Source organism: Rhizobium mongolense USDA 1844, from assembly GCF_000419765.1.
Classification (GTDB): Bacteria; Pseudomonadota; Alphaproteobacteria; order Rhizobiales; family Rhizobiaceae; genus Rhizobium; species Rhizobium mongolense.
Genome location: NZ_ATTQ01000007.1, coordinates 1 through 20,748, shown reverse-complemented (window position 1 = coordinate 20,748; position 20,748 = coordinate 1). Strand labels below are relative to the sequence as shown.

The following is a 20,748-nucleotide window of genomic DNA, read 5'->3' as shown; positions in this document are numbered from 1 at the left end:
GGATGGCTGACGGCAAGTCAATAAAAAAGCCGCCCCGGAGACCGGAGCGGCTTGTTCGATAAAAGCGGTCCCGGTCAGCGGCGCGGGCCGCGCGCCACGCGTTCGATTTCTTCGCGCACCAGCCGTTCGACAAGCGTCGGCAGATTGTCGTCCAGCCACTCGCGCAGCATCGGGCGCAACATGTCCTCGGCAATCTCGTCCAGCGAGCGGCGCTCGGCGCCATCCATCGCAAGCGCAAGCTCCTCGAACGAACGTGCGACCTGCAGTCCGGCACTCTGCGAAATCAGGCTCTGTGTTTCTTCGGCGACATTCGGCAAACGGTCTTCTTCAGCGTCGGCCGCCAGCGGGACGGCAGCCTGCTTCTCCGCTTCTGCGGCGGCTGGCTGCGGCATGTCAACGCGTTCTGCCTGCGCAACGGCCGGGGCTGGAATTGCGGCCGGCGGCGGAGCACCAAAAGGCGCTGAAACGGATTCCACCGGATCGCGGGCGTCCTGGTCGGGGGATCCGGCCGGTTCCGGCTGGCGAAAGACCGGCGGCGCTTCGCGCTGCGGTTGCGGTGCGGTACGCTCCGAGGCGGCACGAACGCGGGCAGCAACATCGGCAAGCGACATCGCCCGCGTCGGCGCCGGCGCTTCCGCTTCGCGGCTGCCTGCCGAATTCGCCGCAACGAAACGCGGATCGGACATCATCATAGGCTCGGGGAACTCGACGTCAGCATAAGTCTCGTCGACCGTCAGATGGATGTTGGAGTCGCTCTCCTCGTCATCGGCGCCGTAGACAGGCGGTAGCGACGGCGAAATCGCCCTGCCCGCGCCCGGCTCATTGCTCTCGATGATCTGGCGGATCGACGCCAGAATCTCTTCCATGGACGGTTCACGCACTACGCTTGGCTGAGCCATATCTATCCCCGTTATCCCTGCAACAAGATCGGATTGCGTGGAGTGGGCATCCGAATCATCCAGACCTTAGAATACCCCAGACATGAAAAAAATCAGCGCGAATCAAATGAATGCGCCCGTGCACAGTTTTGTTGCGGCAGTCTAGGCCAGCGCCGCTGACGCTTTTGCGACAGGCGGAAAACAAAACGGGCGCCCCGAGGCGCCCGCTTCATAAATCCTGAAAATTGCGGTCAGAACACGAACTCTCGAACCTTGGCAAAGCCCGGCAACGGCTTGACAGAAGCATTGAAGAACACGTTTTCCGACACAGCGCCGTTTTCGCTGAAGAACACCTTGGCGCGGGCGGCGTTGCCGTAGCCCTGAACGGTGACAAGACGGCCGCCCTCGGCGAGCTGGCCGAGAAGGGCAGCGGGGACCTCCTCGACGGAGCCATTGACGAAGATCAGATCGTAGGGCGCGCCGGCACTGTTGCCCTGCTCCAGCGCGCCGGTTATGACGGAAACGTTGGCGCAGCCGGAAAGGTTCTTCTTTGCTTCGGCCGCAAGCGCTTCGTCGCATTCAACCGCAACGACCGAACCGGCAAGCATGGCCAGCAGAGCCGAGGTGTAGCCCGTGCCGCAGCCGACTTCGAGGACCGCATCGTCCGTGGTGATGGCAGCGAGTTGCAGCAGCTTTGCCAGCGGCGAAGCTTCCATCAGGAAGCGCGCCGACTTGCCGCCTGCTGCCGGCGAGATTTCGACATCGTTGTCGATATAGGCCAGAGCCTTGGATTTCTCCGGCACGAAGGCCTCGCGCGGCACCGTCAGGAAGGCCGTCAGCACGGAATGCGACGTGACGTCCGTCGTACGGATCTGGTTGTCGACCATCTTTGCGCGTGCTGCTTCGAAATCCATCATATCCTCTCGCCCGTTGAACGCGGCATTGTCACCCGTCCTCTTAATCTCCGCGGCGTGCGCTTTCAAGGCACAGTAAGCAACTGCGGCAAGAATCCTCCCGCTTGAGCCGACAGCTGTCCGACGCGGCCACGACTGCAACTCTTGTTTGGAACAAAGCGATGGTTTGTGGTATTCTTACAACCGGAGGAAATGGAGGAGGTGCAGGCCATGTCTGCCTTTTTCGAGTATCTCACGCTGTTCGACTTCTTCATCATCGCAGCGCTCATCGCCATATTCTGCTGCGGGCTGCTGGACAGCGAAACGACACGATAGCGTGAGTGCGCCCAGAGTTGTGAAGTGCAGCGCGCCGGAACGCCCACTATGCGTATATCTGCGCGCAAGCGTCGCTCATCGACCTCGACAGCGCTTCGAATTTGACGGCCTGCCATCCCCGATAATCTTCGATCAGGCGGGCGGAAATCCAGAAATTTTCGCCATATTGCGATCCGTCCCAGCCGATGTCGCCGAGGGCTCTCGCACGGTTCAACACCCGCACGGTCTGCGTGCGCGAGACATGGTAGCGGCTTGCAAGGTCTCCCGGCCTCAATTCGCCAACATAGCAGCGCTCGGAAAGCGTATTGCCCGAGGGAAAACGGGCCACCAGGTCATGAATCACATTGCTGCCGAGATTGGTGAACGTGAAGGTCTTTACGCTTTCCGGCGGATCGTTCCAGCGCGGATCGGCGATGAGTGCCCGGGCAGCGGGCGGATGGGAATAGTAAAGCAGCCGCGGGTCGGCCTGGGAAAGAGCGAGCCGCTCCCCCCCGTCCAACCTGTCCAGCGATGCCATATGGCTGTCGAACCAGTTGCGGATAAGACGCTCCGCCGTTTCGGAAAGCGCCAGCGGCCGCAGTCTCTTGTCGTGGCTCTCCCGTTCGGTGAAGAGCTTGTACTGGCGCATCTGCGCTATATAGGAAGCGATCGTATTCCTGCTTGCGAATCTATGTAGTGGCGCGAACTCGGTAAGACGCGTCACCGTCAGATCCTCGCGGCTCGCATCCGTCCGACGCTCGAAATAGAAGGCGAGCGCGGCCTGGGCGACGAGCCAACGGCGCAGATCAGACGTATAGCGCACCGCGCGCGGCGCCTGATGATAGATGGCTATGAGGCGGCTCGCCGCCTCCGTCAGCGACATTGCAAACAGCGGAGACGCCAGAAGCTCGCTAACGCTATAGCCGGACGGAATGCGCGCGTCCTGTCGAATTTCCTGTTCAATGGCCGGCATATCGGATCACAGCGGACTGATTTCGGCAATTCAGCCAGACCGCAGCGCCCGGCTTTTGCCTTGGAGGTTTACTCCTGGAGAGGCCCTCATTTTCCAAAAATATGATTGTTTGTCAAATAATTGCTTGGCGGACGGTGGATGCACCCGCTTTAAAAACCTCCGACCTGTTACGGTTTCGAGCTAATCCGATTGCGAAGTTTCCTTTGAGACCAAACCGCTATATCTATTAGCATTCACGAATGGATGGAGGGGAAAATGAAACGCACGATGAACATTCTTTGCGCATTGGCAGTTCTGTTCTCGGCTGGCTTCGCGCCGGCAGAGGCTGCAATGAAGGTCGTAAAGCAAAAACCGACCGTTTCATCATTAGCCCCAGGCGAAGCCGTTCTATACGACGACAAGAGGTGCCCGGCCGGCATGATCGCGAGATACGCCAGAGCGAAAAATCGGGATGAAATTAGACGCGGCCAATGCGTCCACCAGTGAGCCGTCACTCGCGGCAAAAGCTTGCCAACTCGCTTAGACACCTTCCCAAATTGTATCTAACGCCGAAATGTCAAAGCATTGAGAAGTTTGGAGGCCTCGCCCGGACCAGAGCACTGCCACACTTGGCCTGAAATACAATCCTTTGAGAACGGTGGCTGCCACACCCTGCCACACCTTATCGCCTATTCTATCTCGTAAAATCCCGGCATTCTCCTCCGGCTTCACCATGGGACATGGCGTTGGCCGCCCCCGAGACGACAAGGATGAAAACAAAGAGTGCGCCTACCTAAATTAGATTGCGCCATAAAGCGTATGGCGGCCATGAGTGTCATCGGAGCGGACACTCACCTGGATGATCTGCCCGAGGCCGATGGCTTCGAATGAACCCGCCTCACGCTGGGGGACGTCGAGGATCGTTCCCGGGCTTGCGGGCCCTATAGGTCTTATGCAGTAGAAACTTAGTCATAGGTGTTCCTTTCCATCGTTTCGGCTTTCGATGATACTCAGCTAAGCAGAGACACGGAGTGACGGATGGGAAACTTCGGGCCCGTGATTATCGCAAACATTCCCTATTCGGATTTGGAAAAGCTCTCAAATTCCGTGAAGAAGTGCGCCGGCGTATACATACTCAAGGCACCAAGCGGCGGACCAGGAACGCCTGCGGTCGACGCTCACTGCTGGTTCCCATCACTCGATGACAGCATCCAATTCGAGCGCGAATGGGCGGCGTCCCACGACGACTGAGGCGCAATCCTTCATTGGACGACAAAGACGACGTTGGTCACACCATCGTCATTCTGGGATCACCGTTGACGACGCGATCCTGCTTGCCATTGGCCGTGACGACGAGATCGCCGACGGCCGGTGCGATCGCGAGCCCCACAGACGAGATGTAAACCTGCACGTCTCCGGCCCGAATGACAGTCCCGTCGATCTCGCGCGCCGTATACCCCATCGGCACGCCCTTGGCCGTGGACGATTTTTTCGACCGGATCGCCGCCGACGACAGGATCTGGAGGCGTGACGCGCGTTACGGTGCCGCTCTGGCCGAATTTCGCGATGAGGCGGTCGGCGGTGCCTGCAAGCGCCTATGGTTAAACTGTTCCATATTGCACCGCATATTAAAATTAGCAGTTGCTTGTGCACCTGCGAAATTGTGGCATCCTGCAAGCGATCAAAAGGGGGTGCCATGACTGCCAAGCTATACTTTATAGGACCACAACCAACACGCATGAACTGTCGGCAGATCGTCGATGCTGCCATGCTTGAATTGATCGAAAGGCTGCACTCACAAGGCCTTGGACGAGCTGAGGTGGCCCTCGCCCTCGCCGACGCATCCGAAGACTACGTCATCAGGCTAGCTAGTGAGGCGGCTTACAGAGCCTAGACTGCGAGCGCCCCCGGCGGGATCGGGCACAGGAACGGCCAGAGCAGCCCTTCGATCGTCGTCACGACCGGTGGCGAGCGCAACGATGCCGGCGATATCCGTTGAAGCAGAGGTTGAATATTCAAGCGGGACGCGAATGAAGATGCCCTCGCCGGTGATCTCGTCTCCAGTCTGGCCTACGTAGTTTTTCCAGTTATCCGCCGGGACCATTTCCGGCGGGTGGTCATTCGTCACCGGCCGGTGACCAGCACTCTTGAGCGTGTCCTCGGCGAAGACCTCAGCGCCCGCGCGATAGACGCGGCACCGTGCGCATGTCCGGTTTTCCCACGTCGGATCCCAGATAGATCTGGATGCCTGTACTGGCGATACGAGCGTTCGGCAACAAGGTAGCCGTCGTCGCGCCGGCGCGTTCCCGCGACGGTTACAGCGTCGGTAAAATTCATTGTGGACCCGAGGTTAGCGGCGTAGCCGGGCACTATCCCAATGGATAGGCTCGATATACACACGCACGATTCATCTTTTGGTGGCGACGTGCTTTTCTATCGATGCTTCAAGAAGGAGGAATTCCCCATGGAAGCCCACAGGTATAACGTTCACAAGAATCTCAACATCTATTGGTCGGTGTTCGATGAAGTCACCGGGCAGAAAGCCGTGATCAACGGATTTGTCATGGACATGCTCACAGCCGAGGAGGCCAAGGAGTTGGTCGGAGCATTGAACCGCGAGGTAGATCAAGAATTTCTTCTGGCTGCGTGACACCGATGACACCGAGCATCAGACTTCCACTTCCCTGACGCTCGCAAGCCAGTCGTCGATCACTTCCTTAGACACCTCCGGTCCGAGCAGGATCTCGCCCTGATAGGGTTCGACGGTCGCGAGTTCCGGAGCATCGTCGTCGTAAGAGATGGTGATATGCAGCCGTACTCGGCGTAATCCCAGCTCATGTTCGACGCGAACAGCTCTCCGAACCGCTCCATCAGCCGCGGGCCCACCCCGCGGGATTTTCACTTCGTCATCCCATGCAGAGCCCATCGCCATCCAGTCGACATGGGTCCGGCTGTAGGTAATCGTCACATGCAGGTCGTCGGCCGGCAACGTGGTTTCGAAACCCTGCCCCTTTGTATACCGCATTAATGACCTTACGGCTGACATACAGCGACCGTGGAGCGGCGTCGGCGGTCTGGCGAGCGGAGACCCCACCTTCCGAGGGTTTGTCGCACTCTGAGAGGAAGCTGCGGCGGCAAGCTCTGCTCAGACGCTCCTGTTCCTCGACCGCGGCATTCGAGCCCGGGCAGGACGCCATCCACCACAAGCCGGCATTCGGATCGGGGATCGCGGTCGATCTCTCCCGCCGTCATCCTCGGATTGGATATCCTCGGAATAGACGGCGGAAGGAAAACAGTGTTCCCGTCCTTGCCGCTGCAGAAGAATTTCGCCTTGGTTTACGGGGCGGTTCTATTCGCTCATGCGACTTCTCCTTATTTGCCCGAACCCGCCGGCACGGACGGTGCTGGCCCCAGGACCGAAACAAATGGGCCTACTTCGCGTTTATCCTATACGCGCCACTCCTTACGGGGCGCCAGAAAGGAGGACATCATGTCTTCCGAAATCTCTTGCATGGCATACGACCGCCGCGCAGAAGCAGACGGCACGTGGACCGTTGTTGATGCCATCACTGGCTATCCTGCTACGATCGGGTACAAGCAGTTGAAAGACCTGACGGGCAAGGATGCCTCCGAATTCATGGACATCCTCAACCGGAATACGGTTGGATCTACATGGCGTCGTCTCCCCAGATACGCAATACAGGGACTTCCAGCACGGATAAGCGGCGTTCATCTTGCATAGCCGCGGTCACACCATTTCTGCTGAAATGAAAAGCCCGCGCACCGGTTAAGGTGGCGGGCTGTGGTGGTCAGGCCGGTCCAGGTTCGACGCGCCGCCTTCGGTTGAGTTATCCACTGGGCTCCGGAGCGCTAATCCAAGGACCAGTTATAGGGCGATGCCGGATCATTAACGCACGCATAGTCGAGGGTGCACATCTGTCCGTTGGCATCCCGCAAGCTGACGATGGCGCGCTTGTCACCCAGCCTACAGCGGGACGGCGGATAGCGGAAGCTGCGGCCGCCGAAGCCGGTGCGTACAAAAGCCGCTTTGGATTGGCGGATAATTTGCGCAATCTGGCCACACGTGTGAGCGCGGGCATTGACTTCCACGGCCTGGGCGGCAAGGCCCGACGACGGGAGCAAAAGCGTAGCTGCTAAAATCACGTTCTTCATGGGAACTCCTCCTAGAGGCGAGTTAAACAGCGCTGCCAGCGGCATTCAAAACAAATTCTGTATTGTTGAGGCATTGCCTCGAATTGGTGCCCGAGCCGGGCGAGTGAGGATGCATCCGGCGATCAACCCGGGCAGAACTTCAGACCTCTATGCCGCCTGACGCTTGCGGGCCTCTCGCTGACGGCGGCGTTCGTTCTGCTTTGCCGCCCAATCAAATCCAGCGAGATCGGTATCAAAGTCACAGGCCATGGGCTTTGCCTCTGCGGCCCGCCAGTGTGTCGCACCTTCTGCGATGATGACATGTTTGTCGCTGATTTTAGGGTCATCAGGGAACAGGCCTTGAAGGTCGATTTCGTTATGCTGCAATGGCTTGCGAGACAAAGCTAACAAAATACGCAAGATTGCCCCTCTTTTCGGCGCCGTCCGGTCTCGGGGTGGATGCCCTCTTCTTTGCACCAGTTCTTGAAGAACCCCTTCCGAGCCGGACACCACGCCCATGCTGTGAGGCAACGACGCTCGCTCTCATCGTCGACATAGGAGAGCCATGTCTGGGTTTCCTCGGCTTCGCTGATTTCGCGGGCTGACGCTATCCGGCTGAGGGTCGACCAGAAATCCTTGCGCTCCTCGGAGAGCAGTTCGCCGCCCCAGCCGTTCTTGTCGGCCTGGGTGTATGGATATTCGATCCATGCGGCACGGTTCGGAACCTGCGTCCTACTGATGAGAACGACCACATGCTGATTTCCACGGCCCGACTGAACCGCTCTCCAATTTCACGCCCTGTCATGCCGCACCTCGTCTGTCATCGAGAAGATCAGGCTGGACCGCAAAGGCTCCGAAGCGCCGGTGCATCCTCTCGTATATCATCTCGCCCAAGGCGTGTCGTTTCGATATGACGCCATCGAGGTCCAGAGCCCAGAATTGTAGCCATCCCAGCGGCAAACCATCGAAGAACGCGAACCAGGCGGAGACGTTGTTTCTCGACCAGATCGGGATAGGCCTTGGCAGCTGCTCGGACCGACACAAAGCCAATAGTTGGCTGAAAACCTCATGCCGCAGCCCTTTCATTCCGCTGCATCCGCAGCGCCATCAGCGGCTCTTGATACCGGCCGGCATGAACCTTCATTTCCTTCACCACCAACAGATCGCAAGAGCACATGCCTCCGCAGCATTGTGGGCGAGCGTTCTCCGAGACGGGAGACGGATGCCGATGCGCTCCCATCCGGTGACGGCGGCGCTCTTCCAATCCTTCTTGCCCTTGTTGTCTAGCGATGGCTTCACGGTCTGTCCGTAGAAGCTCTTGCGCCAAGTGCCTTGCGGGAGCGTGCCCTAGGGAATGCCGAAGTTGGCGATCGTCGAGACAATGGCCGTGGTCGCCACCCATGGATAAATGAGTGCGTCGGCGCTGGTGTTGCCGATCTTGGCGAGGGATTGCTCCTCCAGCACTACAAAATCAGGCTTGCCGTGCTCACGTATGAGGGCAGCGACCTTCAAGCCGATCTGGATGGAGATATGCGGCTGATCCTCCGGCCATTCCCAGGATGCCCCGAGCTCGACCATGGCCGCTATTTCAGTTCATTGGCCGTGATCAGCAGGGCCTTGTACTTTCCATCCGGTCCCATGCCTTGCATCTGGCGCGGGCCTCCGACGCAGATCTCAAGCCGTGGCGACCAGCTTTCGCCCATCTCGAGCCAATCAACCTGCGGGTACAGCCCTCATCATCTCCGCTGCCGGTGGCAGGCGGGCCAAAGATGGCATCGTGTGCATTGAGCTGTCCTTCCGATACGTTACGGTTTGGATAGGGCCGCCACCGCGGCCGGTGTGTTGAATACTGGCGAGCTTGGCATGCATGTAAGGCGCTGCATCTTTCGCGATCGACGCTGCAGCATCCCAATCCTGCTTGTCGGCGTGTTCGCGCATTGCCTTCAGCATGACCTCCAGAGGCGTCAAGCCTTTCTGACTCTCCCTATCCGCGATCTTGCGAGTTCGCTTTGTCGCGGCTCCTCTGGGGCGCCCAGCGCCTTTTCTCGGTCCACCGCGCATATTTGATTTCCGGTTGATTAAATTCAAAGGCCGATCAGGCTGTGAATATATGTAGAACACTGTGAGCAACCATGTGCAAAGCCCGGTCACGTTGCCAAACTGCACTTGCGACTCAAGCCGGTTGAGAGTTCCCTGCTCATGCAACCGCTAAGACGCGATGGAAATTACACCTGAAAATATTGCAGCTGGCGCAAGCGCGGCGTCTGCTTCCTTCAAGGCGATCCGGCAACTCCTGGGCGTATTCAGAGATGCAAAGGACATGCTGCCTGCCGACAAGCAAGCAGCGGCCTCCTTGGCCATCGAAAATTCGGAAAAGCAGCTGGCTATAGCCGAAGCTGAACTGGCAAGGTCGCTCGGCTACAAGCTATGTCATTGTCAGTTCCCGCCGACGATCATGCTCGCAGTTGGCTACGCCGATCCGAGGAGGGACGTAAAAGGCCAGGTCTATGAGTGCTCTAAGTTCGGATATGATACTGCCGCCCCGTGGGCGTTCACCCGCACGAAACCGGTAAGCGCAGAATAATCAGCCGTGCGTTTTTCAGGACTGGCATTTGGAGCTTTCGATGAAGCAGCCGTTAGATTGGGACAAAATAAGACGCCTCAAATTCATAAGAGAGAAGCCGCCGGCAGATTGGCCGCCCGGTGTCAACTCCATCTCTATCGAAGGCGTTTCGCTGCTGGGCATCGATGCGAACAATAACCTCTACTGGGACGGCAAGCTGCTGCAGACGGCAACCACCTTGGGACGCACGGAACGCCTAATTGCGCTTGCGGTCGCTTTTTCGACGATCGCAGTCGCCAAATTGAAGCAATTCGCCTCGTTCTTGGCAGATGACGCAAAATCATTTCTACTAGCCGATGTGACCTTCGCATTTCGCGATATGAATTTTCTACCAGATGGACCACACCGCATAGACGAGACAGGCGGCAGCAACAGCACAGAGAAGTGTAAGGATCGCGCGTTCTGCACGGGGACTCATAACAGCCACCACATCGGCAGAGAACCTATGATGAAGATCAGCGCCACCAGACCGAGATAGATTGCCCAGAAAAGAATGCGGCGGACACGACCAGGCAGACGAGCCACAGCCCCTTGCAGCCGATGTGCAAAGCCTGATCCTGGGCGAACGTCGTCTTGCCCCTCACCTTCGCCTCGTCGATCATCGCGTGTGCCGTCCATTCGAACAGACCTAGCCAGACATTCCCCGTGACCACTGCCACGCCGGCGCCTTGGATGCCGGAGTGTGCGATCAGATGATAAACGCGCAGCGGGCCTGATTGTTTGGCGTCGGAGAGGAACTGTCCCTGCAGCGGGTAATCGCACAGCCAATGGGCGCCGAGTAGCATCAGCGCCCGCATCAGGAAATTATCGATCATCGTCTCTCACGCTGTGGAGAAGTCGAACAATGTGCAAATCGTTACGGATTTCGCGGCACGCCCGGGGCTGTTGTTGAGCTGCACTTGCGACTCAAGGTCATCCATCGTTTCCTGCTTATGCAACCGACGCAGGATTAAACATGAACGCCAAGCAATTCGCAGCACAGATGAAGGCAGAGATTGAAGCGATAAAGCAGCAAGGAACCGCCGCAATCTTCGTCGACAACCTCATCAACTATCGGACGCCCCGTCAGCAGAACCATCAATGGCCGAGCTCGAACGCTATAAGGCTGATCTCAGCTCTCATCTTGAGGCCGCCAAACACAATTACAACGGCGAGATCGAGATGTTTAAGTCAGTCATCATGGCGGGACAGAACGCCATCCGCACGATTGTCGGTATAAACGGCGGCGCTTCTGTTGCTATGCTCGCCTTCATCGCCCACTTGGCAGTGAACAAATCCCCGTTCATCTCCACCTATGCCTCCTGCCTTCTGCCGTTTGCCATAGGCACCTTGCTCGGCGGCCTGGTCTCTGGCGGAACTTATTTAACCCAATGGCTTTACGCCGGCGGCCCGATAGCGAAAAAGGCTGGGTTCGTTGCAAACGTCGTCGCGATTCTCGCGGGTATCGGGGCATTCAGTTCCTTCGGAATCGGGGCTTGGTGGACGTACGAAGCGTTCACGCTCGCACCGGCTCAAATCCCATAGCACCACGCTGGCGTCTTGCCTTTGACGAGCGTCTGGGCGAATTTCTCATGCCGCGCATTTTGTCGGGACTGGCATGAACTAACCTTGGGGTCGTGATTGGGCAAGTTTTTCAACGTTCCCTCTGATTATGCGAAGAAGGGCCAGCACTTTGGGGTGGCCTTCCTACTGATCGGAGCGGTGACCGCCGTTGCCGCTGCAATCGAACCGCTTACAGCAACCGCTTTCTTTTCGGCATTAACTACGTTCATCGGCACCATCCTCATGATGTGGGCTACAGCCGTTCAGGAACGCCGAGCAAACGCTGACTTGGCCTCTGCCTCGTCGCGCGCTGCCCAGGCCGAAGCCAAGGCCGCCGAATCTCAATTGCAACTCGCAAACTACCGCAAGCCAAGAGCACTCTCAGAGCAGACAGCACTAGAGATCAGCAAGGCAGCGATGATCTACCGAGGGCAGATATTTTCTGGGTTGGTTGCCGACGGCGTTCCTGACGCACGTCCTCTTTGGGGCCAGCTTGTAACCACGCTTCAAGCTGCAGGTTGGAAGCTTGCGCAGCCAAGAGGTCTCTCTGTTGGTTCACCGCCCGCTGGCGTACCTATCGCGCCGGGGGTAGGCATTACCGTTTTTGCCCCAATCTATGGCGACGCAAGAGCTAAGAGCGCGGCCGTGGATGTATGCAACGCCCTTGTCGCCGCCGGGCTCGAAACCAAATTAGAGGCCCACGCTGAGAACGGTCGCAACCTAATCGTCTCAATAGAAATCGGCAGTCGGCCTCTTTAATGATCTACCTAGGGCTAGGCGGCGAGAAAACCGGGTGAGGCGACGGGCAGTTATTCGGAATTTCCGAAACACTTGACTGGAGCAGCATTCTCGCACCGGGCCCAACAGGTCCCGCGGCTGGTATTGTTGCGGAGGCAGGATTTGAACCTCCGGCCTCCAGCTTATGAGGCTGGCGAGCTACCGGGCTACTCTACTCCGACATGAATACGGGCGCCCCTAGCCGAGATGATCGGCGACCGGATTTCAGCGAGCCACGCACCTCGGGCTCTACGGCAGTTCCTCACTCGGGGCATGATGACGGGCTACCCTCCCGGCTTGGCCGACGGCACTGGTTGCGTATCCAGCACTTTCAAGGTCGGGGCGCGTCGGCTTCCCCTCGTATTACCACCCCTTACAGGGCTGGATCATAGCGATCGAGGTAGCCTCCCGACCGCAATCCCACATAAACTTTTCCGGATTTTTTGCGTTTTTGCCTCGAAGAGCATCACTCTTGTAGGAGGATGATATGAGGCTTGTGCAATTGACGCTTGTTGGACAGGCTGCAATGCCAGTTTTCGTAAACCCGGATCAGGTTGTGTCGCTGGTGGCACTCCCTGACCGGACGTCAATAGTCACGACTGCCACTGGCAACCATGGAGCGGCAATCGTTTACGATGTGACAGAGTTGGCTGCGGAGGTCGTACGCCTGCTCACGACCAATCCAGCTGTCGCCGCACCAGGGCGAGCGTGATGCCAATTCGACAAATGAAAAGCCCGCCGACCGGTTAAGGTGGCGGGCTGAAATTACGGGCGCACCAGCTCAGTTTGCGGCCTGGTGTCCTGAGCGATCTATTTGTGTAACGTCCAGTCACTTGCCATAAGGATCATCTTCGATCTTCTGACGCATCTCCGATTCAGTAAACGCGTTCTGACGCTCCATTAGATAGGCTGCAATATCGCCTCCGCATGCGTCTTGGAGATCCTTGGTGGTGAAGCCATCGGCTTCCGCCTGCGCGCGCAATATCTCAGCTTCCCTTTCGAACCCAGACGAGCTTTCTTCAAAGCCCGGCGTATTGATGATGTCGTCGACCTTGTCGTCGAGCCAGTCGCTGATGCTTTTCATTTGCTCCTCCTTTCCTAAGAAGGTGAAGGTAGGGCGCGGCAATAACCACGGCTAGTCTCAGGCGGGCCGAACTATCACCTGGAATTATTTGTCGGCTTTCCTGGCCATTGCCGGTGCTGACACCGACGATAGCAAGCGTGCCCGACGAATGTATCTGGGCGCCGGGGACCTCGTCGTTACTACGTGGAATAAAATCTCGGACCGCAGTTGGCTTTGGAGATGGTTTTCCCTAAATGCTTTCGAAGGGTTCACTGTGATCCCTTCGCTAACCGAAGGAGATTTGATGAACCTTAAAATCCACTACCGCAAACTGACTATCGAGCTCGCGATTTCCGCCGCGTTCCTCGCAATGATCTTCGCCGCTCGATAACGGCGGCCGGGGATGGTTGTCTCGGCCATCCCTTCAACCTATGCTGCCTGGCGCTTGCGTTCACGCCGGCGGTTCGCCTTCTCCAAGCGCTTAACCAGTTCCGCAAGCTCCGGGCTCAGCGGAGCGTAGACCGGGTTTGCGCCGTCCATCAGATGATGAAGATCATGCTTGGCAACAGATGTTCTAACCTTATCCAAATCAGTAGCCGAATTCGGCATCATTTGGCGACACTCTGGACCAGTCAGACTCTTGTAACGATTGAGGAAATTTAATTAGTTCGCTGGAAATACGCTGGAATTCACTTTGAAGATGGCGCTCCGACGTCCTACGAATTCGCCCTGTATCCTTGCAGAAATCCCGAAACGATCCGGCGACATGAGGGGCGGCAAGGCACATGAACCACTTGCCAAGCAGGACGCGGCGGTCCTCGTCCTTCACATATTCCAGAAGCCAACCGTGCATGACTTCCTCTGCCCTGGATATGGCGGATGCGCTCGGGCGATACCGGAGCCGCACCTCCTTGTAATCGAGAGCATGCTCCGGCCAAAAGGCCTTAAGGGCGGCCGGCCAAAGACCAGGGACATTGACATGCAGCAGTGTGTCGGCGGCCTCGACGAACCTCGCCCTCACGATAAGGCTGGCGTCGGCGATCACTGCCGCACTTTCCGTCAGGTCTTCAAACCGCAAGGCGCTGTTCTGGTTCATCGAGAATGCTCTCCAATCGATCGTAAATGTAGGTTCGGAGAGTTGCGCGTACTGGCCACGGACGGCGCGCTACGGCCTTTCCGCGCAAGATACCAAGGGGGATATTGTCGAAAGCTTCCAAGACCTCTGAGGGGCGGTCCAATGCCCAATCCTGACGCTGGATGAGGATATCGGAGACTGCGCCGATCGTCTCGCTCCAAAGCTCGTCGCGATTGTTGTTTGTCTGCTTGATGCACCGGAGAACGAAGACGAGATGACCGTCGCCATACTGGTCGCGGATCTCGTGCATGGCTTTGCGCGGCCGCACGGCGTCGATAGACCGGCACCAACTTGATGCCGAGACCGTCGAGCAGTGCGTCGAGCTTGCCTTTGCTCATTCGGCCGCCCTCTCGAAGCGTTCCGTCATCTTGTTAACGGCATGCCAGGCGGTCTTGGCGGCAACTGCTGACCATCTCGCGATAGGAGCAGCCGAACTCCCGGCATCGACGCTTGATGTAGAGCTTTAACGGCTGGCCTGTCTTCCATCGGCGGTAGGCATGAACGTGGCTGTCGAAATAAGTCTTGTGGCGCTCCCAGTAGGTGAGCGGGATCGGTGCGACAGGTTCCGGCTGCTTCGGCTTGAAGAGATTGACGACGTTCGAGCGCCCGTAGAGCCTCTGACGCACGGCGGCGTAGCTGGCGACGATCTCTGCGCCGGAGGCGCATTGTCTGACGGCGTGGATCATGCCTCAATCCCCCGGCGTTCTACCTCGATCGTGCCGCCGCCCTTCTTGAACAGACGATCAGCCGCCTTCTTCGCCACGCTCTTCTTGCTACCGCCCATGGAGGAGATGCCGGTGATCTGGCTGTAGAGGTATTTCAGGAACTCCGCGTTCGCGGCCTTCAGTGCTTCGGCTTCAGTCGCGAAGATGATGTCGTGCTTGCCGTCGCGAAGTACCCGGTTCTCGGCGTCATGCAGGCGCCGATAATAGGCGATCCAGCCGTGGCCACGCTTCGTTGCTCCTACTGCGAAACAGCTTGTCATGCGTCCAATCCTTTGCAAACGCCGATCCTCCATGGAACATTTGCCCCTCCAGGAAGGTTCGACGCCGTAAAAACCGGGGAATTCAGATGGCTGAAGTCATCAAGGTTGATTTCGGGGTCACTTGGAGTTCGCCGGTCCATGTGCGCGTCGGAAATGGCATCCGACAGGAGATCTCAGGGCCGGATGCTGCATTGGAATGTTTGAAACACCGTTGGCCCGAAAAGCGGTGCGAGCTTTACGCACAGGCGAGGCAACTGTGTTTGGCTGCCGTGTGCAAGCATGGGAGTCTTGAACTCGCGAGACAGGCTTTTGTAAACGCTGCCGCGGATGCAAAAATGCTGGCTTAGTACGATGAAGCCGCAGCCGACGGGCATGGCTCCGAGGGCGAATTCGTTCATCCTGACCTCACCTTGGATCTAGCCTGCTTGACGGCGTGTTTGAGCTTCGCGACCGCCATCATTGCCGGCTTCACCTCTGGTTCCGCCTGGTCGTATGCAAAGCCAAAGCGGCCACTGAGATGCGGCAGAACGGGTCGCAGTTCGTCTTGTCTCCGTCGAGGCACTTCAAGACATGCCCTTCAGGGATGGGACCGTCCCCAAAGCCATCGGTGCTTATGAACGGGCCTCGTCTTCGCACCTGTCCAAGGGTTTTCTTCATCGACGATGGTGACGATGTAGCCGTCTTTGCTATCGACACGCTCGTGCCCCCGCTCCTCGGAGGGTGTGCGGAATCTGACCCTTTGGGAGAAGGCTATATCAAGCCAGGCAAGCGGAAGGCTTCTTCGCCTGGGTGACGTCATGGACGGATATGCCGAGGCGGTTCGGATGGGCCTCATTTCGGCCCCACATGCCCGTGGAACGAATGCAGCCGTTTTCGAGTGGCCGACTACCGGAAAGAGCGTGACGCGCGTCTGCGATGCCCCATAGGCTAAGATCGACAGCGTCGGGTGACGAAGCCAGCGAATGCCGTTTACAGCCGATCAGCGACTGGGAGCCGCCGCAAGCTGAACGGCGGACCTGGCCTCCTCGGCAGACAGTCGGCCTTCGTGAGCCGCATTGCAGGTGCGCCACGCATGACGCCACTTTTCGCTGTTTTGATTGGGCTCGTGAATAAGCCAGTTCATAGCCTCCTCAGCCGAGCCGAGAACAATCCGGATACGGCCGTCTCCCAAGACGAGGGGCTCCTTCCAACGTTGGATCAACATGATTGCACTCCTAACGTAAGTCCATCGATCTAGGTTCGTTCCCTAGGATACGTATAGCCCATATTAGCTAGTTGCCATATATAGGGCCTTCACGCTTTATGGTTCGGTTCTCGGCCACCGCTTTGCCTTTGTCGCAGGAGGCATAGCGGTGGCCTTTCAATGACCACCTGTTCGAAGGCCCGCCAACACCCCGGCGGGCCTTTTCGATTGAGCGTGGCTTGCATTCCCTCTTTGAAGGCGTCGTTGCCGTCGCCTCACGTCGCTGTGCGACACAGGGCCCGCATTGGGCTATGAAATCAACGCGGGCCCTGTCGGGTGCTGCAGCTCTGCTCTTCTGCTGCACCGAAAACGAGTCCGGCAGAGGAAAAAGTCGCGGGATAGTAGCGCTAGTACGGTCGCGGACCTTGTGAGGCGGTTCCCGGTAAGGAATGAAAGTTCAGGAGAACATCCCCGCCGGTGTCATCATCTCGACCGCAGCGATTTCATCCTCGGTCAGAGGGATTCCGTTGAGCCAGGCGACGCTGAGCCCGACGAGAAAGTAAGACGCTTCCGGCGTATCGCCGACCCGCTTGATCGGGCGATCCGGATAAAGGTCGTTATAGCGCCGACGAGCGGCCTCAAGCTCGGCTGGAACATCAGCCATTTGCCACATTCCTCCTATCGATCACCCTCTAACCTCTCGTTAGATTACGGATGCTTCTCAGCCTCGATCGCGTTCGCAATGTAGCCGGTGACCGTGTCGTGATAGAATGAAAAATGCTGCATGTGAAATTCGCCGTCAGCCCTACCATTTGATAGACCGGCCCTCTGCAAGTAGATCAGCAAGTCGTCGGGGTCTTTGTAACAAGATAGCGTTTTGGTCCAGATGTAGAGCTCACGAAGAGAGCTACCGTCGAGGCTCTCATTGAGGTGCTCGAAGAGCTTTACGCATCCGGATGAGGTATTCGCGAGCGTCCACAAAGCATACTCAGGGGTAGCAATGACACGACCAATCCTCGCGGTGTCAGTCGTGCTGGTTTCCTTCGTGAGCCATTCAACTGCTGCCGGTGAATTTCGAGGGATACGAGCATCAAAGCTCCGCCAGAACGCTAGAACGATTTTCCAGACGAGATATGGCCCGACGACGAAGCCGCCGATGCATTGGCGTTTAGTTAAGCCATGAAAAGGACGAGGCCGCCGAGGCGCTGTGCTTCTACCGTCCAACCAGCCTGGAAGGAGTTCACGCAAAGGCCGAATACATGTTTGGCTGCGCGGACTTTGTCGACCAGGAAGCAAACGATGATTGGACACGTTCGGAATTGATCAGCGCCTTCCTGCCGGCCGGCAAGGATGTCACACCGTGGGCAGAGTCGGAGGAGGGTCGCAAGGAACTGGACTCCCGCCGCCCTCTTCACAGTACCCACGCGCCAAAAACCCAAACACATCACTTAGCAGAGACGCTTTCCTGCCGGCCGGAAAGGATGTGAAGCCTTGGGTGGATGTGGAATCGCAAGGGGCGTGATGGATGCGTCGATCTGGCTACAGTGTCGCGACCAGATGAAGAAACTTGATTCCCCCGCTGTTGACGGCAGCAATCGATAGAAGCACCAATGCTACGCACAACCACCTGGATGCATTGCCCACTCGGTGCGCGATCCGCGACCGTCGGGTTTCGGTTGAGAAGGGAAACTCCCACGTATGCTCGTGATTTTCGATCGAGTGTGAATAAGCCAGTTGACTAAAATAGGCGATACCTGGTGCGAGAACCGTGAGCAGGAGACCTGCAAGCAGCCACGCCCATGACGCGTTAAATAAGTCGAGCGCCTCCGATTTCCCGGCGAGGCGAGAGTAATTCGCGCTATAAAAGCCCAAGCTGGCCGCCACGCCGCCAGCTGCGACCAATGCCGGAGCTCGCATCGCGGCGATTGAGAAGGCCTCAATCTGCTTCTGGTGGATTTCGAGGCCTTTCATATCACGACATGAATGCGCTCAGCGCTCCTGATCCGAGCCTCGCGCTCTTTTTTGGTCCTCTCTTGCTTAGCCATCGTCATTCATCCTCGATCGGCGGCATGTTCGATAAAATCCTTGACTGTCTGATCGTCGCCCTTGGGACCGAAGAGTGACATCGTGGTGCTCATACCAGCAGGTTAGTGCGATTCATGAGCAGTGCGGACCTCAAAAGTGTGGGTTCGGTGCGACGGCTCCGACATGTCGCGTTTCATGTCGCGTGGATTTGCCGTCGCCTCAAGGAAACCGCTGGAAATCAACGAAAGCTGATTGCAACATGAACGCGACATCAAAGGGCAAAACGCTCGCCTTTTCGTCGCTTTAAGATGCTGATTTTGCTAATGAAAGCGTTTGGAGGCCTCGCCCGGAATTGAACCGGGGTACAAGGATTTGCAGTCCTCTGCGTCACCACTCCGCCACGAGGCCATCCGTAAGCGTTTTATGCTGTGGTGGCGCGGATTTAGAATGATCCTAGGAGAAGCGCAAGGGGGTTCATTCTGAATACGGTCCTTTTTTCATTCTGAATAACGGTTTTCCGAATGTTCTCGGACCCCGCAGAGTTGAACTGCGGGGTTTGTCTTTAACGGACTGCGAGATTTTTACTGGCAGTTGCCGGCCGCATTTTTAACCTGACCCGGTGCGCAGTCGGAAGACTCTTGCTTGCCTTGGGAATCCTTGTCTTTATCGGAAGAGCTCGTCCCAGAGGTTGAAGTACCAGATCCGGTACCCGAACCTGACGTGTCGCCGGACTGGCCAGAACCACTAGTTCCACCAGAACCGCCGCTGGCCTGAGCCATGGCCGAAGTTGCAAGACCGATCGAAAGTACTGAGACGGTGATGAGTTTCAGAAGCATTGGATGATCCTCCCATTAGCTTCAGTTATGATCCATCCTCAACACCATGGCTCTCATGATGTTCCGGGTTAGTGTCGGAGATGTGATCGATGTAGGCAGCCTTTAGCCGCGCGGCTATGTCGTCTGCTTCCTCACGGGACAATCCAGTGAGCTTGCATCCGGATGCCTCGACAGGCAGGCCCGTTTCCTTGTCCAGCACTGACCATGAGCGGTCTATCAGTTGCACGGACGCGGCCTTCGGTCCCTTTGTCAATCTGCGGCGAACCATGGGAACCTCCCGTCGCCGAACTTCCGCGGCTACGACCGGGTTCCTTCGCTTTCATTCAATCGCATAAATATCCGCATCCTCCTCCGGCTCGAGCGTGGTGCGTCGACGCGCGATATTCGATCTCGGCAATCAGTGGGTCACCCAGAAGGCGTACTAAAGGCACCAAGAGTACCCAAAAGGGATAGCTTTTTTGTCCATGCTCACTGACCTAGTGTCACAATGACCGGCGATTCCCCAAGGCGACGGGCAGAGGGGCAGACATGGCACACATTCAACCTACTAGCGTTGGTGGCTTCACTCTCCGGCCGAACTGGCTATCGATCATATCGATACTATTGGTGGAGACGTTCGTCATCCTTTCATTGTTCTGGAATGTCGGGAACGAACCGGGTGAGGGTAACGCGATCATGTCGATCGCGCCTAAGGTATCGATAAGCGCACCATGACGCGCGGACATTGGGAAAGGGTCGCGGCCACGTGACATTCCCGGGCCCGTGCCAAAAACGGGACTGACTTCAGCCTCATTCGATCTCGAACATCCCGGCATTCTCCTCCGGATCGCGCAGTCCCTTATAGGACGACTGCCGCAGCTTGCCGTCATGCGTCCAGCGCGATATTCGACTTCGGCCACCAGCGTTGGCTTCACCCAAACGATATATTTTCGCCGGCCGGAATATTCCACCGGTGGCTTCTTCACCTTGAGCTTGTCGAGAGCTTCGCGGAGCTCATGCGCCGTTCGTTCATTGAAGCCTGTCCCGACCGATCCGACATAGACCAGCTTGCGGGCCTGGCGCGCTCCGAGCAGCAGTGAACCGATACAGGCACGCGCAACAAAGGAATGCTCATAGCCGACGATCGCAAAGCCGTCGCTTTGGATGCATTTGATCTTCTGCCAGTCGCCACGCCGGCCGGAGCGATACGGGCTCTCACGGTCTTTCGCGATGATGCCTTCAAGGCCGTGATCGCAGGCAGCAAAATACAGCCGGTCTCCGTCTGCCTCGATCTCCTCCGAAAGCCGGATGACATCATCCCTGCTCTTGATCAGCCCCTCCCAGGAGATGCCGTCGCGCGGTGAATTCCAACGGCCTAAGATCATGGCCGTCGAAATCGAGAAGGTCGAA

Annotated in this window: 30 protein-coding genes, 2 tRNA genes and 2 pseudogenes; 9 read left to right on the top strand and 25 right to left on the bottom strand. The window is 57.6% G+C overall.

What is annotated here, in order from left to right; genetic code table 11:
- Positions 1 to 74: 74 nt before the first annotated feature.
- The 3 genes from A3C3_RS0114635 to A3C3_RS38440 form a co-directional block, all read right to left on the bottom strand.
- Positions 75 to 899 carry a PopZ family protein gene (locus A3C3_RS0114635; protein ID WP_022715347.1) on the bottom strand — a complete coding sequence of 275 codons (825 nt, stop codon included), beginning with the start codon at positions 897 to 899 and terminating at the stop codon, positions 75 to 77.
- A 230-nt stretch (positions 900 to 1,129) separates the two neighbouring features.
- Entirely contained in the window at positions 1,130 to 1,795 is a 666-nt protein-coding gene (locus A3C3_RS0114630) for a protein-L-isoaspartate O-methyltransferase family protein (protein WP_022715346.1), read from the bottom strand.
- A 358-nt stretch (positions 1,796 to 2,153) separates the two neighbouring features.
- Positions 2,154 to 3,059 (bottom strand): hypothetical protein, encoded by a 906-nt coding sequence (locus tag A3C3_RS38440; protein ID WP_022715344.1) that lies wholly within the window; start codon positions 3,057 to 3,059, stop codon positions 2,154 to 2,156.
- 255 nt (positions 3,060 to 3,314) lie between these two features.
- On the opposite strand from A3C3_RS38440, the gene A3C3_RS0114615 reads away from it, so the two are divergent.
- Positions 3,315 to 3,545: a DUF6719 family protein gene (locus A3C3_RS0114615; RefSeq protein WP_233450641.1), complete on the top strand. Its 231-nt coding sequence runs from the start codon at positions 3,315 to 3,317 to the stop codon at positions 3,543 to 3,545.
- A gap of 755 nt (positions 3,546 to 4,300) precedes the next feature.
- On the opposite strand, the pseudogene A3C3_RS41510 reads toward A3C3_RS0114615, so the two are convergent.
- Both A3C3_RS41510 and A3C3_RS48185 read right to left on the bottom strand, forming a co-directional pair.
- A pseudogene (locus A3C3_RS41510) lies at positions 4,301 to 4,606 on the bottom strand (hypothetical protein).
- Positions 4,607 to 4,902: 296 nt separating this feature from the next.
- Entirely contained in the window at positions 4,903 to 5,274 is a 372-nt protein-coding gene (locus tag A3C3_RS48185; protein ID WP_312866235.1) for a DUF2213 domain-containing protein, read from the bottom strand.
- Positions 5,275 to 5,502: 228 nt separating this feature from the next.
- On the opposite strand from A3C3_RS48185, the gene A3C3_RS0114590 reads away from it, so the two are divergent.
- A complete protein-coding gene (locus tag A3C3_RS0114590; protein WP_028739658.1) occupies positions 5,503 to 5,688 on the top strand; it encodes a hypothetical protein in 186 nt (61 codons plus the stop codon).
- A gap of 18 nt (positions 5,689 to 5,706) precedes the next feature.
- On the opposite strand, the gene A3C3_RS0114585 is transcribed toward A3C3_RS0114590, so the two are convergent.
- A complete protein-coding gene (locus A3C3_RS0114585) occupies positions 5,707 to 6,063 on the bottom strand; it encodes a hypothetical protein (protein WP_022715338.1) in 357 nt (118 codons plus the stop codon).
- A 465-nt stretch (positions 6,064 to 6,528) separates the two neighbouring features.
- Here A3C3_RS0114585 and A3C3_RS0114580 point away from each other — a divergent pair, with 465 nt between their 5' ends.
- Positions 6,529 to 6,780, top strand: a complete 252-nt coding sequence (locus A3C3_RS0114580; protein WP_022715337.1) for a hypothetical protein — start codon at positions 6,529 to 6,531, stop codon at positions 6,778 to 6,780.
- 128 nt (positions 6,781 to 6,908) lie between these two features.
- Here the strand turns inward: A3C3_RS0114580 and A3C3_RS0114575 are convergent, their stop codons facing one another.
- From A3C3_RS0114575 to A3C3_RS46085, 5 genes are all read right to left on the bottom strand, one after another.
- The gene (locus A3C3_RS0114575) at positions 6,909 to 7,211 is read right to left on the bottom strand and encodes a hypothetical protein (protein ID WP_022715336.1); all 303 of its coding nucleotides are present in this window, start codon (positions 7,209 to 7,211) and stop codon (positions 6,909 to 6,911) included.
- A gap of 147 nt (positions 7,212 to 7,358) precedes the next feature.
- Positions 7,359 to 7,610, bottom strand: a complete 252-nt coding sequence (locus A3C3_RS0114570; protein ID WP_145611856.1) for a hypothetical protein — start codon at positions 7,608 to 7,610, stop codon at positions 7,359 to 7,361.
- Positions 7,595 to 7,942 (bottom strand): hypothetical protein, encoded by a 348-nt coding sequence (locus tag A3C3_RS0114565; protein WP_022715334.1) that lies wholly within the window; start codon positions 7,940 to 7,942, stop codon positions 7,595 to 7,597. The genes A3C3_RS0114570 and A3C3_RS0114565 overlap by 16 nt, the downstream gene beginning before the upstream one ends.
- Positions 7,943 to 8,537: 595 nt before the next feature.
- Positions 8,538 to 8,768, bottom strand: a complete 231-nt coding sequence (locus tag A3C3_RS47020) for a hypothetical protein (RefSeq protein WP_022715331.1) — start codon at positions 8,766 to 8,768, stop codon at positions 8,538 to 8,540.
- Positions 8,769 to 8,903: 135 nt separating this feature from the next.
- The gene (locus A3C3_RS46085) at positions 8,904 to 9,140 is read right to left on the bottom strand and encodes a hypothetical protein (RefSeq protein ID WP_183906879.1); all 237 of its coding nucleotides are present in this window, start codon (positions 9,138 to 9,140) and stop codon (positions 8,904 to 8,906) included.
- Between the two features lie 268 nt (positions 9,141 to 9,408).
- Here A3C3_RS46085 and A3C3_RS0114535 point away from each other — a divergent pair, with 268 nt between their 5' ends.
- Both A3C3_RS0114535 and A3C3_RS0114530 read left to right on the top strand, forming a co-directional pair.
- Positions 9,409 to 9,774 carry a hypothetical protein gene (locus tag A3C3_RS0114535; RefSeq protein ID WP_022715328.1) on the top strand — a complete coding sequence of 122 codons (366 nt, stop codon included), beginning with the start codon at positions 9,409 to 9,411 and terminating at the stop codon, positions 9,772 to 9,774.
- A gap of 40 nt (positions 9,775 to 9,814) precedes the next feature.
- Positions 9,815 to 10,291 (top strand): hypothetical protein, encoded by a 477-nt coding sequence (locus tag A3C3_RS0114530; protein ID WP_022715327.1) that lies wholly within the window; start codon positions 9,815 to 9,817, stop codon positions 10,289 to 10,291.
- On the opposite strand, the gene A3C3_RS38415 is transcribed toward A3C3_RS0114530, so the two are convergent.
- Positions 10,269 to 10,628 carry a DUF3307 domain-containing protein gene (locus A3C3_RS38415; protein ID WP_022715326.1) on the bottom strand — a complete coding sequence of 120 codons (360 nt, stop codon included), beginning with the start codon at positions 10,626 to 10,628 and terminating at the stop codon, positions 10,269 to 10,271. The two genes, A3C3_RS0114530 and A3C3_RS38415, sit on opposite strands and share 23 nt — an antisense overlap.
- A gap of 265 nt (positions 10,629 to 10,893) precedes the next feature.
- Here A3C3_RS38415 and A3C3_RS0114515 point away from each other — a divergent pair, with 265 nt between their 5' ends.
- On the top strand, positions 10,894 to 11,337 hold the full coding sequence (locus A3C3_RS0114515) for a hypothetical protein (protein WP_028739657.1): 444 nt from the start codon (positions 10,894 to 10,896) through the stop codon (positions 11,335 to 11,337).
- 96 nt (positions 11,338 to 11,433) lie between these two features.
- Positions 11,434 to 12,114, top strand: coding sequence for a hypothetical protein (locus A3C3_RS0114510; RefSeq protein WP_022715325.1), 681 nt, complete (start codon positions 11,434 to 11,436; stop codon positions 12,112 to 12,114).
- A gap of 126 nt (positions 12,115 to 12,240) precedes the next feature.
- Here the strand turns inward: A3C3_RS0114510 and A3C3_RS0114505 are convergent.
- A tRNA-Met gene (locus tag A3C3_RS0114505) sits at positions 12,241 to 12,315 on the bottom strand.
- A 304-nt stretch (positions 12,316 to 12,619) separates the two neighbouring features.
- On the opposite strand from A3C3_RS0114505, the gene A3C3_RS0114500 reads away from it, so the two are divergent.
- Entirely contained in the window at positions 12,620 to 12,844 is a 225-nt protein-coding gene (locus A3C3_RS0114500; RefSeq protein ID WP_022715324.1) for a hypothetical protein, read from the top strand.
- Positions 12,845 to 12,961: 117 nt separating this feature from the next.
- Here A3C3_RS0114500 and A3C3_RS38410 read toward each other — a convergent pair whose 3' ends face one another.
- The 5 genes from A3C3_RS38410 to A3C3_RS0114470 all read right to left on the bottom strand — a co-directional run bounded on the left by A3C3_RS38410 (position 12,962) and on the right by A3C3_RS0114470 (position 15,315).
- A complete protein-coding gene (locus A3C3_RS38410) occupies positions 12,962 to 13,216 on the bottom strand; it encodes a hypothetical protein (protein ID WP_022715323.1) in 255 nt (84 codons plus the stop codon).
- Between the two features lie 568 nt (positions 13,217 to 13,784).
- Complete coding sequence (locus tag A3C3_RS41505; protein ID WP_233450643.1) at positions 13,785 to 14,291, bottom strand: hypothetical protein; 507 nt, start codon at positions 14,289 to 14,291, stop codon at positions 13,785 to 13,787.
- On the bottom strand, positions 14,263 to 14,580 hold the full coding sequence (locus A3C3_RS41500) for a hypothetical protein (RefSeq protein ID WP_233450644.1): 318 nt from the start codon (positions 14,578 to 14,580) through the stop codon (positions 14,263 to 14,265). Before A3C3_RS41500 ends, A3C3_RS41505 begins: the two co-directional genes overlap by 29 nt.
- 121 nt (positions 14,581 to 14,701) lie before the next feature.
- Complete coding sequence (locus tag A3C3_RS0114475; protein ID WP_022715321.1) at positions 14,702 to 15,016, bottom strand: hypothetical protein; 315 nt, start codon at positions 15,014 to 15,016, stop codon at positions 14,702 to 14,704.
- On the bottom strand, positions 15,013 to 15,315 hold the full coding sequence (locus A3C3_RS0114470; protein ID WP_022715320.1) for a hypothetical protein: 303 nt from the start codon (positions 15,313 to 15,315) through the stop codon (positions 15,013 to 15,015). The genes A3C3_RS0114475 and A3C3_RS0114470 overlap by 4 nt, the downstream gene beginning before the upstream one ends.
- An 86-nt stretch (positions 15,316 to 15,401) precedes the next feature.
- Here A3C3_RS0114470 and A3C3_RS0114465 point away from each other — a divergent pair, with 86 nt between their 5' ends.
- Entirely contained in the window at positions 15,402 to 15,662 is a 261-nt protein-coding gene (locus tag A3C3_RS0114465; RefSeq protein WP_022715319.1) for a DUF982 domain-containing protein, read from the top strand.
- Positions 15,663 to 16,294: 632 nt separating this feature from the next.
- Here the strand turns inward: A3C3_RS0114465 and A3C3_RS0114460 are convergent.
- The 7 genes and pseudogenes from A3C3_RS0114460 to A3C3_RS41495 form a co-directional block, all read right to left on the bottom strand.
- Positions 16,295 to 16,519 (bottom strand): DUF982 domain-containing protein, encoded by a 225-nt coding sequence (locus tag A3C3_RS0114460; protein ID WP_022715318.1) that lies wholly within the window; start codon positions 16,517 to 16,519, stop codon positions 16,295 to 16,297.
- Positions 16,520 to 16,955: 436 nt separating this feature from the next.
- Positions 16,956 to 17,162 (bottom strand): hypothetical protein, encoded by a 207-nt coding sequence (locus A3C3_RS0114455; protein WP_022715317.1) that lies wholly within the window; start codon positions 17,160 to 17,162, stop codon positions 16,956 to 16,958.
- 875 nt (positions 17,163 to 18,037) lie between these two features.
- The gene (locus A3C3_RS0114440) at positions 18,038 to 18,469 is read right to left on the bottom strand and encodes a hypothetical protein (RefSeq protein ID WP_022715314.1); all 432 of its coding nucleotides are present in this window, start codon (positions 18,467 to 18,469) and stop codon (positions 18,038 to 18,040) included.
- A 388-nt stretch (positions 18,470 to 18,857) separates the two neighbouring features.
- A tRNA-Cys gene (locus A3C3_RS0114425) sits at positions 18,858 to 18,931 on the bottom strand.
- A gap of 173 nt (positions 18,932 to 19,104) precedes the next feature.
- The gene (locus A3C3_RS46080) at positions 19,105 to 19,359 is read right to left on the bottom strand and encodes a hypothetical protein (RefSeq protein WP_084796962.1); all 255 of its coding nucleotides are present in this window, start codon (positions 19,357 to 19,359) and stop codon (positions 19,105 to 19,107) included.
- 25 nt (positions 19,360 to 19,384) lie between these two features.
- On the bottom strand, positions 19,385 to 19,627 hold the full coding sequence (locus tag A3C3_RS0114420; RefSeq protein ID WP_022715313.1) for a hypothetical protein: 243 nt from the start codon (positions 19,625 to 19,627) through the stop codon (positions 19,385 to 19,387).
- A gap of 521 nt (positions 19,628 to 20,148) precedes the next feature.
- A pseudogene (locus A3C3_RS41495) lies at positions 20,149 to 20,748 on the bottom strand (ATP dependent DNA ligase); the annotation flags it as partial.

Bases quoted from the DNA above. Each gene is read 5' to 3' on its own strand.
- A3C3_RS0114635 (WP_022715347.1), bottom strand. From the start codon at position 899: ATGGCTCAGCCAAGCGTAGTGCGTGAACCGTCCATGGAAGAGATTCTG.
- A3C3_RS0114630 (WP_022715346.1), bottom strand. From the start codon at position 1,795: ATGATGGATTTCGAAGCAGCACGCGCAAAGATGGTCGACAACCAGATC.
- A3C3_RS38440 (WP_022715344.1), bottom strand. From the start codon at position 3,059: ATGCCGGCCATTGAACAGGAAATTCGACAGGACGCGCGCATTCCGTCC.
- A3C3_RS0114615 (WP_233450641.1), top strand. From the start codon at position 3,315: ATGAAACGCACGATGAACATTCTTTGCGCATTGGCAGTTCTGTTCTCG.
- A3C3_RS0114590 (WP_028739658.1), top strand. From the start codon at position 5,503: ATGGAAGCCCACAGGTATAACGTTCACAAGAATCTCAACATCTATTGG.
- A3C3_RS0114585 (WP_022715338.1), bottom strand. From the start codon at position 6,063: ATGCGGTATACAAAGGGGCAGGGTTTCGAAACCACGTTGCCGGCCGAC.
- A3C3_RS0114580 (WP_022715337.1), top strand. From the start codon at position 6,529: ATGTCTTCCGAAATCTCTTGCATGGCATACGACCGCCGCGCAGAAGCA.
- A3C3_RS0114575 (WP_022715336.1), bottom strand. From the start codon at position 7,211: ATGAAGAACGTGATTTTAGCAGCTACGCTTTTGCTCCCGTCGTCGGGC.
- A3C3_RS47020 (WP_022715331.1), bottom strand. From the start codon at position 8,768: ATGGTCGAGCTCGGGGCATCCTGGGAATGGCCGGAGGATCAGCCGCAT.
- A3C3_RS46085 (WP_183906879.1), bottom strand. From the start codon at position 9,140: ATGCTGAAGGCAATGCGCGAACACGCCGACAAGCAGGATTGGGATGCT.
- A3C3_RS0114535 (WP_022715328.1), top strand. From the start codon at position 9,409: ATGGAAATTACACCTGAAAATATTGCAGCTGGCGCAAGCGCGGCGTCT.
- A3C3_RS0114530 (WP_022715327.1), top strand. From the start codon at position 9,815: ATGAAGCAGCCGTTAGATTGGGACAAAATAAGACGCCTCAAATTCATA.
- A3C3_RS38415 (WP_022715326.1), bottom strand. From the start codon at position 10,628: ATGATCGATAATTTCCTGATGCGGGCGCTGATGCTACTCGGCGCCCAT.
- A3C3_RS0114515 (WP_028739657.1), top strand. From the start codon at position 10,894: ATGGCCGAGCTCGAACGCTATAAGGCTGATCTCAGCTCTCATCTTGAG.
- A3C3_RS0114500 (WP_022715324.1), top strand. From the start codon at position 12,620: ATGAGGCTTGTGCAATTGACGCTTGTTGGACAGGCTGCAATGCCAGTT.
- A3C3_RS38410 (WP_022715323.1), bottom strand. From the start codon at position 13,216: ATGAAAAGCATCAGCGACTGGCTCGACGACAAGGTCGACGACATCATC.
- A3C3_RS41505 (WP_233450643.1), bottom strand. From the start codon at position 14,291: ATGAACCAGAACAGCGCCTTGCGGTTTGAAGACCTGACGGAAAGTGCG.
- A3C3_RS41500 (WP_233450644.1), bottom strand. From the start codon at position 14,580: ATGCACGAGATCCGCGACCAGTATGGCGACGGTCATCTCGTCTTCGTT.
- A3C3_RS0114475 (WP_022715321.1), bottom strand. From the start codon at position 15,016: ATGATCCACGCCGTCAGACAATGCGCCTCCGGCGCAGAGATCGTCGCC.
- A3C3_RS0114470 (WP_022715320.1), bottom strand. From the start codon at position 15,315: ATGACAAGCTGTTTCGCAGTAGGAGCAACGAAGCGTGGCCACGGCTGG.
- A3C3_RS0114465 (WP_022715319.1), top strand. From the start codon at position 15,402: ATGGCTGAAGTCATCAAGGTTGATTTCGGGGTCACTTGGAGTTCGCCG.
- A3C3_RS0114460 (WP_022715318.1), bottom strand. From the start codon at position 16,519: ATGTTGATCCAACGTTGGAAGGAGCCCCTCGTCTTGGGAGACGGCCGT.
- A3C3_RS0114455 (WP_022715317.1), bottom strand. From the start codon at position 17,162: ATGGCTGATGTTCCAGCCGAGCTTGAGGCCGCTCGTCGGCGCTATAAC.
- A3C3_RS0114440 (WP_022715314.1), bottom strand. From the start codon at position 18,469: ATGAAAGGCCTCGAAATCCACCAGAAGCAGATTGAGGCCTTCTCAATC.
- A3C3_RS46080 (WP_084796962.1), bottom strand. From the start codon at position 19,359: ATGCTTCTGAAACTCATCACCGTCTCAGTACTTTCGATCGGTCTTGCA.
- A3C3_RS0114420 (WP_022715313.1), bottom strand. From the start codon at position 19,627: ATGGTTCGCCGCAGATTGACAAAGGGACCGAAGGCCGCGTCCGTGCAA.